General features: G+C 64.5%; 15 protein-coding genes. 4 read left to right on the plus strand and 11 right to left on the minus strand.

What is annotated here, in order from left to right; translation table 11 throughout:
- Nucleotides 1-33 precede the first annotated feature (33 nt).
- Genes NOV72_RS23215 through NOV72_RS23225 form a run of 3 tightly spaced genes read right to left on the minus strand, consistent with a single transcriptional unit; the run spans nt 34 to nt 1,987 of the window.
- The gene (locus tag NOV72_RS23215) at nt 34-651 is read right to left on the minus strand and encodes a LysE/ArgO family amino acid transporter (RefSeq protein WP_106856908.1); all 618 of its coding nucleotides are present in this window, start codon (nt 649-651) and stop codon (nt 34-36) included.
- Complete coding sequence (gene maiA / locus NOV72_RS23220; RefSeq protein ID WP_106856909.1) at nt 648-1,292, minus strand: maleylacetoacetate isomerase; 645 nt, start codon at nt 1,290-1,292, stop codon at nt 648-650. The genes NOV72_RS23215 and maiA overlap by 4 nt, the downstream gene beginning before the upstream one ends.
- On the minus strand, nt 1,289-1,987 hold the full coding sequence (locus NOV72_RS23225) for a fumarylacetoacetate hydrolase family protein (protein ID WP_106856910.1): 699 nt from the start codon (nt 1,985-1,987) through the stop codon (nt 1,289-1,291). Before NOV72_RS23225 ends, maiA begins: the two co-directional genes overlap by 4 nt.
- 295 nt (nt 1,988-2,282) lie before the next feature.
- On the opposite strand from NOV72_RS23225, the gene ybiB reads away from it, so the two are divergent.
- Together ybiB and leuA are read left to right on the plus strand one after the other, a co-directional pair.
- On the plus strand, nt 2,283-3,275 hold the full coding sequence (gene ybiB / locus NOV72_RS23230; RefSeq protein WP_106856911.1) for a DNA-binding protein YbiB: 993 nt from the start codon (nt 2,283-2,285) through the stop codon (nt 3,273-3,275).
- Between the two features lie 415 nt (nt 3,276-3,690).
- The gene (leuA, locus tag NOV72_RS23235) at nt 3,691-5,343 is read left to right on the plus strand and encodes a 2-isopropylmalate synthase (RefSeq protein ID WP_106856912.1); all 1,653 of its coding nucleotides are present in this window, start codon (nt 3,691-3,693) and stop codon (nt 5,341-5,343) included.
- 16 nt (nt 5,344-5,359) lie between these two features.
- On the opposite strand, the gene NOV72_RS23240 is transcribed toward leuA, so the two are convergent.
- Both NOV72_RS23240 and NOV72_RS23245 read right to left on the minus strand, forming a co-directional pair.
- Nucleotides 5,360-5,743 carry a nuclear transport factor 2 family protein gene (locus tag NOV72_RS23240; RefSeq protein ID WP_106856913.1) on the minus strand — a complete coding sequence of 128 codons (384 nt, stop codon included), beginning with the start codon at nt 5,741-5,743 and terminating at the stop codon, nt 5,360-5,362.
- 45 nt (nt 5,744-5,788) lie between these two features.
- Nucleotides 5,789-6,355 (minus strand): acyloxyacyl hydrolase, encoded by a 567-nt coding sequence (locus NOV72_RS23245; RefSeq protein WP_181291145.1) that lies wholly within the window; start codon nt 6,353-6,355, stop codon nt 5,789-5,791.
- Between the two features lie 361 nt (nt 6,356-6,716).
- Between NOV72_RS23245 and rpoH the strand changes: the two genes are divergently transcribed.
- Nucleotides 6,717-7,652 (plus strand): RNA polymerase sigma factor RpoH, encoded by a 936-nt coding sequence (gene rpoH, locus NOV72_RS23250; RefSeq protein WP_106856992.1) that lies wholly within the window; start codon nt 6,717-6,719, stop codon nt 7,650-7,652.
- 122 nt (nt 7,653-7,774) lie between these two features.
- On the opposite strand, the gene nagE is transcribed toward rpoH, so the two are convergent.
- The 5 genes from nagE to NOV72_RS23275 form a co-directional block, all read right to left on the minus strand.
- Complete coding sequence (gene nagE, locus NOV72_RS23255; protein WP_106856993.1) at nt 7,775-9,562, minus strand: N-acetylglucosamine-specific PTS transporter subunit IIBC; 1,788 nt, start codon at nt 9,560-9,562, stop codon at nt 7,775-7,777.
- Between the two features lie 85 nt (nt 9,563-9,647).
- Nucleotides 9,648-12,236, minus strand: a complete 2,589-nt coding sequence (ptsP, locus tag NOV72_RS23260; protein ID WP_106856914.1) for a phosphoenolpyruvate--protein phosphotransferase — start codon at nt 12,234-12,236, stop codon at nt 9,648-9,650.
- Between the two features lie 12 nt (nt 12,237-12,248).
- Nucleotides 12,249-13,256, minus strand: a complete 1,008-nt coding sequence (locus NOV72_RS23265) for an SIS domain-containing protein (protein ID WP_106856915.1) — start codon at nt 13,254-13,256, stop codon at nt 12,249-12,251.
- Entirely contained in the window at nt 13,249-14,352 is a 1,104-nt protein-coding gene (gene nagA / locus NOV72_RS23270) for an N-acetylglucosamine-6-phosphate deacetylase (RefSeq protein ID WP_106856916.1), read from the minus strand. Before nagA ends, NOV72_RS23265 begins: the two co-directional genes overlap by 8 nt.
- A 164-nt stretch (nt 14,353-14,516) precedes the next feature.
- Nucleotides 14,517-15,251 carry a GntR family transcriptional regulator gene (locus NOV72_RS23275; RefSeq protein ID WP_106856917.1) on the minus strand — a complete coding sequence of 245 codons (735 nt, stop codon included), beginning with the start codon at nt 15,249-15,251 and terminating at the stop codon, nt 14,517-14,519.
- Between the two features lie 320 nt (nt 15,252-15,571).
- Between NOV72_RS23275 and NOV72_RS23280 the strand changes: the two genes are divergently transcribed.
- Entirely contained in the window at nt 15,572-16,498 is a 927-nt protein-coding gene (locus tag NOV72_RS23280; RefSeq protein ID WP_106856918.1) for a bifunctional helix-turn-helix transcriptional regulator/GNAT family N-acetyltransferase, read from the plus strand.
- Nucleotides 16,499-16,561: 63 nt separating this feature from the next.
- Here NOV72_RS23280 and NOV72_RS23285 read toward each other — a convergent pair whose 3' ends face one another.
- Nucleotides 16,562-17,374: a MetQ/NlpA family ABC transporter substrate-binding protein gene (locus NOV72_RS23285; RefSeq protein ID WP_106856919.1), complete on the minus strand. Its 813-nt coding sequence runs from the start codon at nt 17,372-17,374 to the stop codon at nt 16,562-16,564.
- Nucleotides 17,375-17,546 lie beyond the last annotated feature (172 nt).

Raw genomic sequence — 17,546 nt, forward strand, 5'->3', positions numbered from 1 at the left:
AGCCGGAAAAGACGTCCGCGTGGACGCCTTTTTTCATCGCGCGAATATCAGGGAAGCCGCGATCCACCACATCACGCAGCCGACGATCACGTCGAGCACGCGCCACGACACGTCCTTCTCGAACCACGTCTTAAGCAAACGCGCCCCGTAGCCGAGCGCCGTGAACCAGACGACCGACGCGCACATCGCGCCCGCCGCGAACCACGCATTGCCCGGCCAGCCACGCTGCGCGCCGATGCCGCCGAGCAGCACCACGGTATCGAGATAGACGTGCGGATTGAGCAGCGATAGCGCGAGCACGGTGGACGCCGCGCCGAGCGCCGTCTGCGAATCGCCGTCCGATGCGTTCAGATGCCCTGGCCCGCGCCACGCCGCGAGAAATGCACGCACGCCATACAGAAACACGAAGATCGCGCCCGCCCAGCGGATCACGTCGAGCAGAAACGGCGCACGCGCGATCAGCGCGCCCATGCCGCCGACGCCGAGCGCGATCAACAGCATGTCGATGAACGCGCAGATCGAGACGACGATGCCCACGTGGCGGCGCTTCAATCCTTGCCGCAAAACGAACGCGTTCTGTGCGCCGATCGCGACGATCAGGCTCGCGCCCAATCCCGCGCCCGACAGAAAACTCGCAAAACTTCCCGTCATTCCGCGTCCGGTTGAACGCCTGGCGCGGCACGGACGAAGGCGTCGAGCGTGGAGGCGTGATCCGCGATGCGCGCGATCGTCGGATACGGACTCATGTCGATGCCGAAGCGCCGCGCGTTGAACACCTGCGGCACGATGCAGAGATCCGCGACGGTCGGCGTGTCGCCGAAAGTCAGCGCGCCGACGCGCTTGTCCGCAGCAAGCCGTTTTTCGAGCGACTCGAAGCCGGCCTCGACCCAATGCCGGTACCACGCGTCCTTCGTTTCGTCCGGCACCTTGACCTGATGCTTCAGATATTTCAGCACGCGCAGGTTGTCGAGCGGATGGATTTCGCATGCGACCTGCATCGCGACGGAGCGCACGAACGCGCGATCCGACGGACGCTTCGGCAGAAGCGCCGGCTCGGGATGCGTCTCCTCGAGATATTCGATGATCGCGAGGGACTGCGTGAGCACGTCGTCGCCGTCGATCAGAGAAGGCACGATGCCGTCCGGATTCACCGCGCGATACTCGGGCTTCAGTTGCTGCCCGCCGTCGCGCAGCAGATGCACGCCGACGTAATCGTAATCGAGCCCCTTCAGATTCAGCGCAATGCGCACGCGATACGCCGCCGAACTGCGAAAATAGCTATAGAGCTTCATACGACCCGCACCGAGAATTCACCGATGCCTTCCACGCCGCCCTTCAGCAGATCGCCCTTCACGACCGCGCCGACGCCTTCCGGCGTGCCGGTGAAAATGAGATCGCCGGGAAAGAGCTCAAAGAGCGTCGACAAATAAGCGACGGTTTCACCCACCGGCCAGATCAGTTGCGAAATGTCCGAGCGCTGTTTTTCCTCGCCGTTGACGGTCAGCCAGATCGCGCTCTTTTCCAGATGTCCGACCTTCGACACCGGATGAATCGGGCCGATCGGCGCCGAGCGGTCGAAGCCTTTCGCCGTATCCCACGGGCGGCCGAGCTTCTTCGCTTCGGCTTGCAGATCGCGACGCGTCATGTCGAGGCCGAGCGCGTAGCCGTAAATGTAATCGAGCCCTTTATCGGCCGGAATGTCCTTGCCCTGCTTGCCGATCGCGGCAACGAGTTCCATCTCGAAGTGCAGATTCTTCGTCTGCGACGGATACGGGAACTCGCCCGTCGAGCCCGGCGCGACGTACAGCGCGGCATCCGCGGGCTTGCTGAAGAAGAACGGCGGCTCGCGGTCCGGATCGTGGCCCATTTCGCGCGCGTGGGCTTCGTAGTTGCGGCCGACGCAATAGATGCGGCGCACCGGAAACTGCTCGTTCGAACCATCGACGGGCACCGCTGCGGCCGGCGCCGGAGGAAACACGTAACTCATCCCGCTCTCCTGTTGCTAACGAATGCGCCAGCGCGGACGGCCGGCGAGAAAAAAGAGTGTAACGTGCGCGAGCAAATCGTGGCGAAGCTTGTCGGGCGCGGGTTTGCGAGCTTTCGGCGAGCCGTCGGCGGGTCGAAGGAAGCGTCGTCATTCGTAAGCATCGAATGAAACGATGGCCCGTTGCAGCTTGCCAGCGCTCGTTAAATACGGTACTCAATAAGCTTCCTGCACCTTCAAACGCGCGACGGCATCGCTCACAGTACGGAATTGAGCGCCCGATCCGCCCCACTCTCTGATGACCGACTCCGCTGCCCCCACTTTCGCCTGCGCGCGCTATATCAAGGAAATCGGCCGTGGGCCGAACGGCGCGCGCGCCCTTTCGCACGACGACACCTACGCGCTCTACGAAGCGATACTCGAAGATCGCGTCTCCGAACTCGAACTGGGCGCGGTGCTGCTCGCCTATCGCGTCAAGGGCGAAACCGCCGCCGAGCTCGCCGCGATGCTTTCCGCCGCGCATCGCTCGTTCGAGCCGCTGCATATTCAGAATGGCCGCGAGCACGCGCGGCCCGTGTCGATTCCGAGCTACAACGGCGCGCGCAAGACGCCGAATCTCGTGCCGCTGCTGTCGCTTCTACTCGCGCGCGAAGGCGTGCCGGTGCTGGTGCACGGCGTCACCGACGATCCGGGCCGCGTGACGAGCGCCGAAATTTTCACCGAACTGGGCATCGCGCACGCGGCTTCGCACGATGAAATCGAAGACAGTCTCGCGTCGCGCCGACTCGCGTTCGCGCCGATCGCCGTGCTCGCGCCGAAGCTCGCGCGGCTCTTGGCGCTCAGACGCCGCATGGGCGTGCGCAATTCGACGCATACGCTCGTGAAGATCCTTCAACCGTTCGCTGATCCGGGCTTGCGGCTCGTCAACTACACGCATCCGGAGTATCGCGAGAGTCTCACCGGACTGTTCACGGAACATCCGGACGCGGCGGCGGGCGGCGCACTGCTCGCGCGCGGCACCGAAGGCGAAGCCGTCGCGGATACGCGCCGCCAGGTGCAGGTGGACTGGTTCCACGACGGCCACGTCGAAACGTTGATCGCGCCGGAGCACTCGCAGCCGCACGCGCCCCACGTCGAACTGCCCGAAACGCTCGACGCCGCGACCACCGCGCGATGGATCGAATCCGTGCTGCGCGGCGACGTGCCCGTGCCGCCCGCCGTCGCGCGTCAGGTCGAAGTGATTGCCGATGTGGTGCGCAAACCTGCTGTCGATCAGGCAAATCCCATTTGACACGGTATTCAACGCTGGTTTAAAGTCGATCGCATGAGTTTTGCCCAGCCTTCCTCCCTCCGAATTATTCCGGGCCGCCTAGCGCGGCCCCTATCGCTACGTCTAGCGTAAGTCGCCAGACGTAGCGCCGCGCGTCGCAAGGCGCCCGGTCCTGCCAGCAGTCTCCGTAGTTCCTTTTCTTACCACTTGTAGTCGTCAGCTTTTCGTTCGCGCATCCCGCGAAACGGAAACGCGAGGGTCAAATGCACGTTGCTCCGCGCACGTTCACGTTGGTCACAGGCGTCACCATCGCTGGTGATTCCGGGACACGCGCGCGCCGCTCCGTCTCACGTGCATCCCGCCACGCCCGGCCAGCCGCCGGACACGGTCTCTCTCGCAGACGCTACGCAAACCGCCTGATGAGAGATCGACGATCATGATGCCGAACCCCGCCGAGAAATACCGCCCGTTTCCGCAAGTCCGTCTGAATGGCCGCCGCTGGCCGAACCGCACGATCGAGAAGGCGCCCATCTGGATGAGCACCGATCTGCGCGACGGCAACCAGTCGCTCATCGAGCCGATGAGCATCGCCGCGAAGCTCGAATTCTTCGAAATGCTGGTGAAAATCGGGTTCAAGGAAATCGAGGTGGGATTCCCGTCGGCATCGCAGACCGATTTCGACTTCGTGCGCAAACTGATCGACGAAAAGCGCATTCCGGCGGACGTGACCATCGAAGTGCTCGTGCAGTCGCGCCGCGAACTGATCGAGCGCACGTTCGAAGCGGTCGCGGGTGCGAGCAAGGTGATCGTGCACCTTTATAACGCGATCGCGCCGTCGTTCCGCAAGATCGTGTTCAATCAGTCGAAGGACGAAGTGAAGGCGCTCGCCGTCGAAGGCACGCGCATCATCAAGGAATGCGCGGCGGCGCGGCCGGACACGCACTGGATCTATCAATACTCGCCCGAGACCTTCAGCATGACGGAGCTTTCGTTCGCGCGGGAAGTCTGCGACGCGGTCGCGCAAATGTGGCGTCCGACGCCCGATCACAAGATGATCGTGAACCTGCCCGCGACCGTCGAAGCCGCGATGCCCAACGTGTTCGCCGATCAGGTCGAGTGGATGGACCGCAACATGGGCTTTCGCGACAGCATCGTGCTCTCGGTGCATCCGCATAACGATCGCGGCACGGCGGTCGCGGCGGCGGAAATGGCCGTGCTCGCGGGCGCGGACCGCATCGAAGGCTGTCTCTTCGGCAATGGCGAGCGCACCGGAAACGTCGATCTGGTCACGCTCGCGATGAATCTCTACACGCAAGGCATCGACCCTGGCCTCGATTTCTCCGACATCGACGCCGTGCGCCGCGTGGTCGAGCGCTGCAACCAGATTCCTGTGCATCCGCGCCATCCGTACGCGGGCGACCTCGTGTTCACCGCGTTTTCCGGTTCGCATCAGGACGCGATCCGCAAGGGCTTCGCGCAGCGCGTGCCTGGCACGGCGTGGGAAGTGCCCTATTTGCCGATCGACCCCGCCGATCTCGGCCGCAGCTACGATGCCGTCATCCGCGTGAACAGTCAGTCCGGCAAGGGCGGCTCCACTTATCTGCTCGAACGCGGCCTCGGCTTCACGCCGCCGCGCCGCGTGCAGATCGAATTCAGCCACGCCGTGCAGCGGATCACCGACGAATCCGGCGCCGAAATCAGCGGCGACGCGATCTGCGAGCTCTTCAAGCGCGAGTATTTCGACGCGGGCGGGCCGGTTTCGCGCGTCGACGTCACGACGCTGTCGGTGTTCGGAAAGCGCGTCACCGTGGCGCCGCCGGCGGGTGCGACGAGCGGCGACGCCTACGCGCAGACGGTCGCCGCCGCGCTTTGCGCAGACGCGAACGTGAACTGGTTCGAAACCGCCGTGACGGCGAGCGGCGAGACGGCGGCGTTCGTCGGCTGCCGCGTCGGCGACGGACCGACGCGCTTCGGCGTCGCGGTGCATGCGAATCCGGCGCTCGCTGTCGCCGATGCGGTGGTGAGCGCGATGAACCGCTCCGGGCGCGTCGCCGGCAACGTGCGGCAGGACGAAGCCGTCGAAGCCTGACGTTCGGCGCGCGTGGCTATTCGAGCGCCACGCGCGTCGCCTGCAGCGCGAGCAGTTGCCATTGACCCTCGGTCTGCACGTGAACGGCCGTGTAGGCGATCGGAAACAGGAGCGCGCCGTTCTTCGATTCCATCTCGATCAGCGCGCGGCCCGAGACGAGACACGTATCGCGGCCGGCGGGCAGCACCTCCTGCGACTGAATCTCGATCTGGCGATAACGGCGGCGGCCTGCGGTGATCGAATCGATGAACTGTCGCTTCGTCTCCCGCTTGCCGTTCGTGTGGACGTAGCTGACGTTTTCGGCCAGCAGCGCGTCGAGCGCCGGGCCGTCGCCCTCGACCATCGCACGGAAGCGGTCGCGCTCCAGGCCGCGGATGGCCTCAATGGTTTTTGCCGGCATCTGTCGAGTCCCCTTGTGTCGGGGAACCGATGCGCCGGCGACCCGTCAGAAGTTGTATTGCAGATATAGCTGGCTGAAATTTATACCAGGATTCGGCTCTTTGATACCGCCGTTCGACAGATGCTGGAAACGATAGCCGACCTGATAGTTCTGCTTGTCGCCGAAGATCATGCCGACGCCCACCATGTCCGCGAACTGGAACGCCGTCGCCACTGAGAAATCTTCCGTGATGCGCGTATGCGAAAGCAGCCGCACGCCTACACCCGCCTCGATAAACGGCCGGAAGTAACCGCCGCTCTTCACGAAGCGCACCACCGGCGTGATGCCGAATTCCCAGATGTTCGAGTGCACGGCGTTGTCCTCGGTCGTGTGCCAGTAGGCCACGTGCCCTTCTCCGATGAGCGTGAAGTGGAATCCGCCGATCTCCCACCAGGTGAGGCCAGGATCCCAGGACACGCCGAGGTCGGCTTTCTTGATGTCGCGATCGGCGACGCCGCCCGCGATCTGGAGGCCGAACCGGTCGGCATGAGCCGCCGCCGACGCCAGGCCGAATGCGACAAAGACTGCCGCGTGGGACAGCGGACGATGCCACGAACTCTTGTTTTTATGCATGAGCACCCCATTTACTCGGATGACGGGCGTGTTTCATTAAGAGCGTTTGTCCGCGAATTCTAGAGATGTTTTTCAGAATTTGCAGGAATCGCAGCCACACACCCTCTTTTGTTGAATTTTCTTTCGCCGCAACGCACAAAAACGGTAAGCAATTCGAAGACGAATCCAACGTCGGTAGTTTCTTCCGCTCTCCGTGCAACGTTCTGTCCTATTAACCCCGCAAATTCGATAGTTTTTGTGGGAACTCCCACATTCCCCTTCGCTCTAACACTTAGCACTCGCTGAACCGGAGTGCTAATATCGTATCTGACCGCCGCTGCGGTTAAGCGGCCAGCGAATTGTTGATAAGGAGCTTATGAGCGTGACCAATGCGATGACCTTTCCGAATGTCGTGAACTCGGCACCTGCCAAGGCATCTTCGGCAGGCGCGCTGACGTACGCACAGTCGTCGATGTTGACTGGCCAGATCGGCAACATCGATTCATACATACAAGCAGTGAACCGTATTCCGATGCTTTCGCAGGCGGAGGAACGTCAGTACGCCACCGAATTTCGCGAGCAGGGCAACCTGAACGCCGCGCGCCAGCTCGTGCTTTCGCACTTGCGCCTCGTGGTGTCGATCGCCCGTAACTATCTCGGTTACGGCCTGCCGCACGCGGACCTGATTCAGGAAGGCAACATCGGTCTGATGAAGGCCGTGAAGCGCTTCGACCCAGAGCAAAACGTGCGCCTGGTGTCGTACGCCATGCACTGGATCAAGGCCGAAATCCACGAGTACATCCTGCGCAACTGGCGCATGGTGAAGGTCGCCACCACCAAGGCGCAGCGCAAGCTGTTCTTCAACCTGCGCAGCCACAAGACCAGCCATTCGGCGTTCACGCCGGACGAGATCGACGGTCTCGCGAACGAGCTGAACGTGAAGCGCGAGGAAGTCGCGGAGATGGAAACCCGCTTGTCGGGCGGCGATATCGCGCTCGAAGGCCAGGTCGAAGACGGCGAGGAAGCGTTCGCGCCCATCGCCTATCTGGCGGATTCGCACAACGAGCCGACGAATGTCATCGCCGCGCGCCAGTTCGACAAGCTTCAAAGCGACGGCCTCGCCGAAGCGCTCGAATCGCTGGATGAGCGCAGCCGCCGCATCATCAAGGCGCGCTGGCTCGACGTGCAGGACGACGGCTCGGGCGGCAAGACGCTGCACGAACTGGCCGACGAGTTCGGTGTATCGGCGGAACGCATTCGGCAGATCGAGGCGAGCGCGATGAAGAAGATGCGCTCGGCGCTGCACGAATTCGCGTAACGCCTGAGCGCGTCGTAGCAGAAATTGCAAAGCCCGCCGTCGATGAGACGGCGGGCTTTTTCTTTGGTCTTGCGCTGAAAAAACAAACGGCACCCGAAGGTGCCGTCTGCTTTCAAGCTCGCTTATGCCGGCATCGGCGCCGTGCCGCCGCCATTGCCCGTCAAACGCGTGGACAGTTGCGCCGCATAACGCGGGGCCGCCGCGCCCACGACGATGTGGAACGTATCGGCCGACACCCACGCCACGTCCAGCGACGACAAACGCTGACGATCCACCGACGACGGATCGCGCACGACCACGCGCAGGCGCGTCTGGGCGACCGCGTCGAGCGATGCGACGTTGGTCGCGCCGCCGAACACCGCGAGCCAGCGGAACGGGTCCGGATCGAGCGGGCCGGGCGTCTGATCGGCGCTCGCCGCCGCGACCGGTTGCGCCGGCGTCGACGATGCGGGCGTCGCGCCGCGCGTCGATGAATGTTCGAGCTCGCTGCGGATTTCATCGGCGATCAGATCCGCTTCCGGTCCGATGATCACCTGCACGTTGGTCGCGCCGCGCTTGAGCACGCCGCGCGCGCCGATGGTCTTCAACTGCGGTTCCGACACCTTCTCCGAATCCACCACCGACAGACGCAGACGCGTCGTGCAGGCATCGACGAGCGTCAGGTTGGACGCGCCGCCGAGCGCCGCGATGTACTTTGCAGCGCGCGTGTTCGATGCCGCCACTGCCGCGCCCGGAACCGGCGGAATCAGACCGCCTGCGACCGTGGTATCGACATCGGTTTGCGCATCGGTCGTGGCCGGCTCGCGGCCCGGCGTCGCCATGTTGAACTTGCGGATGAAGAAGCGGAACAGACCGTAATAGATGACGAAGTAGACGACGCCGATCACGAGCGCCATCCAGCCGCGCTGCGACAGGCCGTAGTTCAGCACATAGTCGATCGCGCCCGCCGAGAACGTGAAGCCCAGATGGATGCCGAGCGCCGAGCAGATCGCGAGCGACAGGCCCGTCAGCACCGCGTGGATCGCGTAGAGAACCGGCGCGAGGAACATGAAGCTGTACTCGATCGGCTCGGTCACGCCCGTCAGGAACGCGGTCAGGGCCATCGAGAACAGCAGGCCGCCGACGATCGCGCGGCGCTCCTTCGGCGCTTCATGGAACATCGCGAGACACGCGGCCGGAAGGCCGAACATCATGATCGGGAAGAAGCCGGTCATGAAGCCGCCCGCGGTCGGGTCGCCCGCGAAGAAGCGATGCAGGTCGCCGTGCACCACCGCGCCGCCGCCGGCCGGCGTGTACGAGCCGAACACGAACCACGCGAGCGAGTTGATGATGTGGTGAAGACCCGTCACGAGCAGGATCCGGTTCAACACGCCGAACACGAAGGTGCCGAGCGCGCCGGCCGTCGTCAGCCAGTTGCCCGCGGTGTCGATCGCCGCCTGCACCGGCTGCCACACGTAGCCGAACACGATGCCGAGTATCAGACACGCGACGCCTGTGACGATCGGCACGAAACGCTTGCCGCCGAAGAACGCCAGATACTCGGGCAGCTTGATGTCCTTGTACCGGTTGTACAGGTAGCCCGCCACCACACCGGCGATGATCCCCGACAGCACGCCCATGTTGAGCTTTTCGTTGATGTCCTTCATCACGGCCACTTCGATGAGGTAGCCGATCGCGCCGGCGAGACCCGCCGTGCCGTTGTTGTCCTTCGCGAAGCCCACCGCCACGCCGATCGCGAACAGAAGCGGCAGGTTGGTGAAAATCGCATCGCCGGCGTCGGCGATCATCTTGATGTCGAAGACATCGGGCTGGCCGAGACGCAGAAGCAGGCCGGCCACCGGTAACACGGCGATCGGCAGCATCAGCGCGCGACCTAGTCGCTGCATCTTTGCAAACGGGTTGGCGTCCATCGGGTTCTCCAAAAATATAAGTCTTGTCGTTACTGCTTGGGGGATTTCGAAAATGAATCCGCGAATCTCGCCACGGGACGGACGATTAGTCCTGCGGCCAGATTTCGCGGCTTGCCGCTCTTACTGCCTGCGCCGATTCGAGCGCGAGACAGTCCTCGGCGCGCTGGCGGCACAGTTGGTAATCGAGATTGCGCACGCGCGCCTTGATGCCGGGCACGGACACCGGATCGACCGACAACTCGGTCACGCCGAGGCCGACGAGCAAAGGCGCCGCGACCGGATCGCCGCCGAGCGCGCCGCACACGCCGACCCATTTGCCGTGCTTTTCCGCGCCCTGCACCGCCGCCTTGACGAGGCGCAGCACCGCCGGATGCAGGCCGTCGGATTGCGCGGCGAGATCGGGCTGGCAGCGGTCCATTGCGAGCGTGTATTGCGTGAGATCGTTGGTGCCGATCGAGAGGAAATCCGCGTGCTTCGCGAGTTGATCCGCAAGCAGCGCCGCCGACGGCACTTCGATCATCACGCCCACTTCGATCGGCTCGGTGCGGCCGGCTTCGCGCGCCAGTTCGTCGATGCGCGCACGCAGGCGCTGCAGCTCGCCGGCGTCCGTCACCATCGGCAGAAGGATGCGCACCGCGCCGAGCGGCTTCACCGTGAGCAGGCCGCGCAACTGGTCGTCGAGCAGGTCGGGGCGCACTTGCGCGAGGCGGATGCCGCGCAGACCGAGCGCCGGATTTTCTTCGGGCGGCAGCGTCAGGTAGTCGACTTCCTTGTCCGCGCCGACGTCGAGCGTGCGGATGATCGCGGTGCGGCCCTGCAGCGCATCGACGATGCCCTGATAGCTTTCCGCGTGCTCCGCGACCGTCGGCGCCGACTGGCGATGAATGAACAGCAGTTCGGTGCGCAACAGGCCGACCGCATCCGCGCCGTTTTCGACGGCGGCCTTCGCGTCGTCGAGCGTCGCGATATTCGCGGCGACTTCGATCTGACGGCCGTCTTTCGTCGATGCCGCTTGCTGCGACAGCTTGCGATTCGCCTCGCGCACGCCCGCGAGCCGCTCGCGCTCATTGCGGGCGCGTTCGACGTCGAGCGCGGTCGGCGCATGCTCGATGCGTCCCGCCGATGCATCCACGACCACTTGCGTGCCTTCCGGAATCGCGTGCAGCGCATCGCCGATGGCGACGAGCGCCGGAATGCCGATCTGCCGCGCGATGATCGCCGCGTGCGAGGTCGCGCCGCCACGCGCCATCACGAGCGCGCTGACGCGCCTGCGGTCGATCGAAGACAAATCGGACGGCGTGAATTCCGTGGCCGCGAGCACGGTTTCTTCGGGCAGCTCGCGCGCCGCCGTGCTGTTCAGACCGAGCGCGCGCAGCACGCGCTTTTCGATATCCCGCAGATCGGCGGCGCGCTCGGCGAGCAGTTCGTCCTGCACGTTCGAGAGCAGCGCGATCTGCGCGCGGATCGCCTCGCGCCACGCGAAGCCCGCGCTCTTGCCGAGGCTGATCAGATCGCGCGCGGCATCGACGAGCGTCGGATCTTCGAGCAACACGCGATGCACCGCGAAAATGCCCGCTTCGCCGACCGCGCCGCGCTGCGACGCGGTGCGCACGGTTTCGCCGAGTTCGGCATCGACCTGAGCGATGGCTTTGTCGAGCGCACGGCTTTCCGCCGCCGACGAGCCGCTCGCTTGTTCGGGCGGCACGATTTCCTGATCGTCCCAGCGCACGAGCTTGCCGACCGCGATGCCCGGCGCCGCGCACACGCCGGCGAGCGTGTTCGGCGGCAGCGGCTCGCCCGATCGGATCGCCGCGGCAACCGGCACGGGCGACTTCACGCGCGCGGGCGTTTCTTCGACTTCGCCTTGCGCCGCACGCAGCAATTCGGTGGCGACCGCTTCGACAGCCTGCTGCGCCTGCCCGCCAATAGCGACGAGTTCGATGGTCGCGCCCTCGCCCGCACCGAGACCGAGCAGGCCGACCACGCTTTCCACCGGCGCCTTTCTGCCTTCGTAGCGCACTTCGACCTTCGCGTCGAAACCGCGCGCCGCTTCGCGTGCACGCGCCGCCGGACGGGCGTGGAGACCGCCCGCGTGCGCGAGCGTCACGCTGCGACGCGCCTCTTCCAGCACGTTGGCGCCCGTGCGCGCCGTCTCGGCTTTCTCGCCTTGCTTCGCGCGCAATACCAGCAGGCGCGAGCCCGCCGTCAGCACGCCGCGGCCGGCGCGGTCGGTGACGTCGAAGGCATCGCCGTTCGCGACCGCGATCACCGAGACGAGGCTCGGCGCGTGCTGCGCGACGAAATCCGCATCGAACTCGATGAGCGCGTCGCCCGCGCGCACCGTCGCGCCCTGCTCGACCTTGGGCGTGAAACCCTTGCCGCCCAGCTCGACCGTGTCGATGCCGATATGCACGAGAATCTCCGCGCCCTCTTTCGTGCGCAGCGTCACCGCGTGATGCGTGCGCGCGAGATGCGTGATCGTGCCGTCGCAGGGCGAAACGAGCACGTTATCGAGCGGATCGATGCCGATGCCGTCGCCGAACATGCCCTCGGCGAACACGGGGTCCGGCACGTCGGCGAGCGGCACGACGGGGCCGGTGAACGGCGCGAGCAGCACGACGTCGTTCGGGTTATCGATGGAATGGTTCAACAGTGACTCCTCGGCACGGCGCATCGGCTATCTCACTCAATGGGTTTCGGTGACCTTGTTCAGGTGGCGCGGCGCGTCGGGATTGCGCCCGCGCGCGGCGGCCAGACCCGCGGCCATCACATAGAAGGAAAGGATCGCGGCGATCGGGTCGAGCGCCGGGTGATCGGTCGCGACGAGCGGCAACTCCGCATCCGCGACATCTTCCGGCGCGGCGAGCAGCACGCGCGCGCCGCGAGCGCGCATATCGGCGGCAAGCTGGATGAGACCCGCCTGCTCCGGCCCGCGCGGCGCGAACACGAGCAGCGGATAGTCCTTGTCGATGATTTCCATCGGGCCGTGGCGCACTTCCGCGCTGGAAAACGCTTCGGCCTGGATGCCCGAGGTTTCCTTCAGCTTGAGCGCGGCTTCCTGCGCGATCGCGAGGCCGAGGCCACGGCCGATCACGATCATGCGATCGACGTCCTTCAGCTCGGTGACGGCGCGCGTCCAGTCGAGCTTGCCCGCGGCGCGCAGCTTCTCGGGCAAGGAATCGAGCGCTTTCAGCAATTCGACGTCGCGCTGAACATGCGCGATGACGATCGCCGACAGCGACAGCATCGCGATATAGCTCTTGGTCGCCGCGACCGAAAGCTCGGGCCCGGCGAGGAGCGGCAGGAAATATTCGCACGCGCTTTCGAGCGGCGAACCGGCGACATTGACCGCCGCGACGGTGAATGCGCCCGCGTCGCGCAGCGCCTGCATCGTGCCGACGAGATCGGGGCTCTTGCCCGATTGCGAAAACGCGACGGCGAGTTGTCCGGAAACGCGCAACGGCGCCTGCTGCAAGGTCGCGACCGACATCGGCAGCGATGCGACCGGAATGCCGATGCGGCTCATCGTCAGGCTTGCGAAGTAACTGGCGGCGTGATCGGAGCTGCCGCGCGCGACCGTCAGCGCGACATTGCGCGGCTGCTCCTTGAGCTTCTCCGCGAGCGCTTCGATACGCGAGGTATCGGCGAGCTGGGCCGCGACGACGTCGGCGGACTCCAGCGCCTCATTAAGCATATTCGACAATTGATTCTCCTTCGACGTACGTGGCTGTCAGCGCGTGTTTCCGGTCGAGCACGACGAGATCGGCCCATGCGCCGCGCGCGATGCGGCCGCGGTCTTCGAGTCCGAGATAGTCGGCGGGGAAACGCGACAGGCGATTCGAGACGTCCGCGAGCGGAATGCCCAGCGAGACGAGATTGCGCAGCGCCTGATCCATGGTCAGGGTGCTGCCGGCGAGCGTGCCGTCCGCGAGACGCACGCCGCCCATGCATTTGGTGACATGCTGGCTGCCGAGACGGTATTCGCCGTCGGGCATGCCGGCCGCCGACGTGCTGTCGGTCACGACATAGAGACGCGGGATCGCGCGCATCGCGGCGCGGATGGCGCCCGGATGCACGTGCAGCAGATCGGGAATGAGCTCGGCGTATTCGGCATGCGCGAGCGCCGCGCCGACCATGCCGGGATCGCGGTGATGCAGCGGCGACATCGCGTTGAACAAATGCGTGAAGCCGCGCGCGCCGTGCTTGAGCGCGTTGACGGCGTCGTCGTACGTGCCGAGCGAATGGCCGAGCTGCACGCGCACGCCGCGCGCGGCCAGTTCGGAAATGATGTCCAGATGGCCGGAGATTTCCGGCGCGATCGTGACGACGCGGATCGGCGCGAGTTCGAGATACTTGAGCACTTCGTCGCGCACCGCGACCGCGGCGGCGTCCGGCTGCGCGCCGAGCTTGCCCGGATTGATGTACGGGCCTTCCAGATGCACGCCCAGCATGCGCGCGCCGCCCGCTGCGCGATGTCTCGCCTGTTCGCCGAGACCGGCGACGACTTCCATGAGTTCGTCGCGCGGCGCGGTCATCGTGGTGGCGAGCAGGCTCGTCGTGCCGTGCTGCGCGTGCTGGCGCGCGACGGTATCCGCCGCATCGCCGCCTTCCATGATGTCGCGCCCGCCGCCGCCATGCACGTGCAGATCGATGAAGCCGGGCAGGATGTACGGCGCGTCGTTGGCGAGGGGATCGGCGATATGGCCTTCGAGCGCCGTCACGCGGCCGTTTTCGAAGCGGACCGAACCGTGGATCCAGCCGTCGGTCGTGAGTATGTTTCCTTTCAGCATGAAGTTCTCTGGAAGTACGCGATGCATGAATGAGGTTCAGTGCCGTCCGCGCCATGCTGCGAGCAGGCTTTCGTCATGAAAGAAGCGAACGGCTTCCTTGGGTCCTCTCGTTCTCTTGTTTGCTTTCTCGGTGCGTCTCGGGTCTTGCGCGTCTGTGCCGACGCTTATCGATGCAGTTCAGCGACGAAGTCGTAGTAGTCGTCGCGGCAGTAGGTGTCCGTCAATTCGATCGCGCGCTGATCCGCCGAATAGCCGATGCGCGTGATCACGAGCAAAGCGGCGCGCGGCGCGAGGCCCATCAGCCGCGCGATTTCCGCGCCCGCGTTCACCGCCCGGAAATGCTGCAACGCGCGCACCACCGACAACCCGCGCTCCTCCAGATATCGATACAGCGACGCGCCGATCGCGAGCGGGTCCGGCACCACCGCGACAGGCAAGGTCGAATGCTCGACCGCCATCACGATGCCGTCCGCGCGCCGCAGCCGCCTGAGGCTCGCAACAGCCGCGCCCGGCGACAAACCCAGACGCACGGTTTCGTCGCGATTCGCTGCGCGCAGTCCGCGATCCAGCCAGATCGAGTCCGGCGTGAAGCCGCGCTGTTCCATCTTTCGGGTGAAACCGGTGAGTCGCGAAAGCGGGTCTTCGACGCGCGGCGTGATGAAACTGCCCGCCCCGCGCACGCGCCGGATCAAGCCTTGCTCGACGAGCAGCGCAATCGCCTTTCTTGCCGTGATCCGCGATACGCCGACACCTTCGGACAACGTGCGCTCCGAGGGCAACGCTTCGCCGGCCGCCCAGTTGCCCGCGTGGATCGCCTTGGCAAGACGAGAAGCCAACTGTAGATAAAGTGGCGTGTCGCCCTGCGAGTCCGGCGTCAAATCCTGCCAGCGATGTTCCATCGAGCGCTCTGACGTGCTGAATTGGAGCCCATTATATAACCAACATAATACCAGTCAACGCTAAACCGCCGGCTCTTGGCAATCGTCAAACTTGCCTAAAAATCAATGGGTTAATATGAATTTCGCATGCTTCATGACAACGGACGTGGCATCGGGACTTACCCCAATGGTCGCTTCACCGGCCGAACCGGTTCGCTAATTCCCCGACAACTCACTTTTCGGGCATTTTCGTATTCGCACGACCGTTCATCTTTGGCACAATGCGCGTCTTAGTTCGGATTCGCAATTAATTCCAACAATATCAATGAGAGATTGACGCGATGGACAGTATCGATCCGAGCAGGGCCGTCGAAGCGGTGCGCCGCTTCAACCGTTTCTACGCACGCCATACGAGCGCGCTCCACGAACGGCTGCATAAGAGCAGCTTTTCCCTGACCGAAGTACGCATCTTGCATGAGCTGGCGCAAGCGCGAGCCACCACTGCCGCCGACTTGTCGCGCAATCTCGGGCTGGATACGGGATATCTGAGCAGGCTGCTCAACAACTTCCAGAAGCTCGGCCTCGTCGTGCGGCGCAAGAACGAGCTGGATGGCCGCGCGCACCTGCTGCGCATCACGGACGAGGCGAAGGCCCAGGTCGACGAGATCGACCTGCACGTGTCGGGCGAAGCCGCCACGCTGCTGAAGCAACTCACTTCCGCCGAGATCGAACAGCTATGCACCGCGATGGCGGACGTCGAACGGCTGCTCTCGCCGGCGTCCGGCGAAGGAGAAACACGGCTGCGCGTGCCGCGCGCCGGAGACTTCGGCTGGATGATCGAACGTCAGGCTCACCTTTATTCGGGCGAACGGCCGAGGCTCTTCAGCGAAGCGCGCACAGCGAAGACGGTGGCGCACTTTCTCGCCGAGATGCAGACGAGCACGCCGCGCATCGCCTGCTGGGTGGCGGAACAGGACCGTGCCACGCGCGTCGGTGCGGCGTTGCTTACTGCGGACTCCGAAAAGCAGGCGCGTATCGAACTTCTGTTCGTCGAGCCGGGTGCGCGGCGGCGCGGACTGGGCGAGCAGCTTGTCGCAGCCTGCACGAACTTCGCGCACGGCGCGCGCTACGATCAGTTGATTTGCCGCCTGGACGAACCGCACGAAGATCTTAGCGCGCTGTTCACGCGAACTGGCTTCGCGCCCGTTCGTGACGAATCCAGGGGCATCGTGTGGCAGCGGGATTTACAGCCCATCTTCGTCGACTGACTTGACGCGCAAGTGAAAACGGCGTCCCGTGGGACGCCGTCGCATAGCCGTGCGCAATCGTTCTCAGAACGAAGGCACGACCGAGCCTTTGAACTCGCTCTTGAGGAACTGGCGCACGTCGTCGGACTGATAGGCCGCGACCAGCTTCTTCACCCAGGGCTGGTCCTTGTCCTTCGCGCGCACGGCAATCAGGTTCGCGTACGGGCTATGCACGTCCTCGAGCGTCATCGCGTCCTTCGTCGGCTGCAAACCCGCCGCGAGCGCGAAGTTGGTGTTGATCGCGGCGGCATCGACGTCGGCGAGCGTGCGCGGCAGTTGCGCGGCATCGAGTTCCACGAGCTTGATCTTCTTCGGATTCTCCGCCACGTCGAGCGCCGTCGCGTTGTTGCCGTTCGTGCCGGCGCCCGCCTTCAGCTTGATCACGCCTTGCGATTGCAACAGCAAAAGCGCGCGATTCTCGTTCGACGGATCATTCGGCACCGCGACCTTCGCGCCTTGCGGCAAATCCTTCAGCGACTTCAGCTTCTTCGAATAAACGCCGAGCGGCGAGATATACGTGAGGCCCGCGTTCACGATCTTGTAGCCGCGCTGCTTGATCTGGCTGTCGAGATACGGCTGATGCTGGAAGCTGTTCGCGTCGAGATCGCCGGCGTCGAGCGCCGCGTTCGGCTGAACGTAATCGTTGAACTCGATCACCTTCACGTTGAGCCCTTCGCGTTTCGCGACCTTCTGCACGACTTGCCAGATCTGCGCGTCTGGACCGCCGATGGTGCCAACCTTGATGACCTTGTCATCGGCGTGAGCGGCGAGGCTCGTGAACAACGCGGCGGACGCCGCGACGGCGGTAATGGCTTTGAGCAAATTTCTGCGCTGCATGGTGTTCCTGTTTCGATGATGCGTTCTTGCTGGGTTGCGTGATTCGCCCCGGCGAGCGATTCAAACCGGGTGACGGATGTTCGCACAGCATCGGTGCGACGTGAAATACAGAATGCGCATGTGAATATCACGCTCGGCGGGGTACGGATAGAATCGCCACGAAACGTCACGA

This window comes from Caballeronia novacaledonica, assembly GCF_900258035.1.
GTDB classification, from domain to species: Bacteria; Pseudomonadota; Gammaproteobacteria; order Burkholderiales; family Burkholderiaceae; genus Caballeronia; species Caballeronia novacaledonica.

Bases quoted from the DNA above. Each gene is read 5' to 3' on its own strand.
- maiA (WP_106856909.1), bottom strand. From the start codon at position 1,292: ATGAAGCTCTATAGCTATTTTCGCAGTTCGGCGGCGTATCGCGTGCGC.
- NOV72_RS23285 (WP_106856919.1), bottom strand. From the start codon at position 17,374: ATGCAGCGCAGAAATTTGCTCAAAGCCATTACCGCCGTCGCGGCGTCC.
- ptsP (WP_106856914.1), bottom strand. From the start codon at position 12,236: ATGCGCCGTGCCGAGGAGTCACTGTTGAACCATTCCATCGATAACCCG.
- NOV72_RS23225 (WP_106856910.1), bottom strand. From the start codon at position 1,987: ATGAGTTACGTGTTTCCTCCGGCGCCGGCCGCAGCGGTGCCCGTCGAT.
- nagE (WP_106856993.1), bottom strand. From the start codon at position 9,562: ATGGACGCCAACCCGTTTGCAAAGATGCAGCGACTAGGTCGCGCGCTG.
- leuA (WP_106856912.1), top strand. From the start codon at position 3,691: ATGATGCCGAACCCCGCCGAGAAATACCGCCCGTTTCCGCAAGTCCGT.
- NOV72_RS23245 (WP_181291145.1), bottom strand. From the start codon at position 6,355: ATGCATAAAAACAAGAGTTCGTGGCATCGTCCGCTGTCCCACGCGGCA.
- NOV72_RS23265 (WP_106856915.1), bottom strand. From the start codon at position 13,256: ATGCTTAATGAGGCGCTGGAGTCCGCCGACGTCGTCGCGGCCCAGCTC.
- NOV72_RS23215 (WP_106856908.1), bottom strand. From the start codon at position 651: ATGACGGGAAGTTTTGCGAGTTTTCTGTCGGGCGCGGGATTGGGCGCG.
- nagA (WP_106856916.1), bottom strand. From the start codon at position 14,352: ATGCTGAAAGGAAACATACTCACGACCGACGGCTGGATCCACGGTTCG.
- ybiB (WP_106856911.1), top strand. From the start codon at position 2,283: ATGACCGACTCCGCTGCCCCCACTTTCGCCTGCGCGCGCTATATCAAG.
- NOV72_RS23280 (WP_106856918.1), top strand. From the start codon at position 15,572: ATGGACAGTATCGATCCGAGCAGGGCCGTCGAAGCGGTGCGCCGCTTC.
- NOV72_RS23275 (WP_106856917.1), bottom strand. From the start codon at position 15,251: ATGGAACATCGCTGGCAGGATTTGACGCCGGACTCGCAGGGCGACACG.
- NOV72_RS23240 (WP_106856913.1), bottom strand. From the start codon at position 5,743: ATGCCGGCAAAAACCATTGAGGCCATCCGCGGCCTGGAGCGCGACCGC.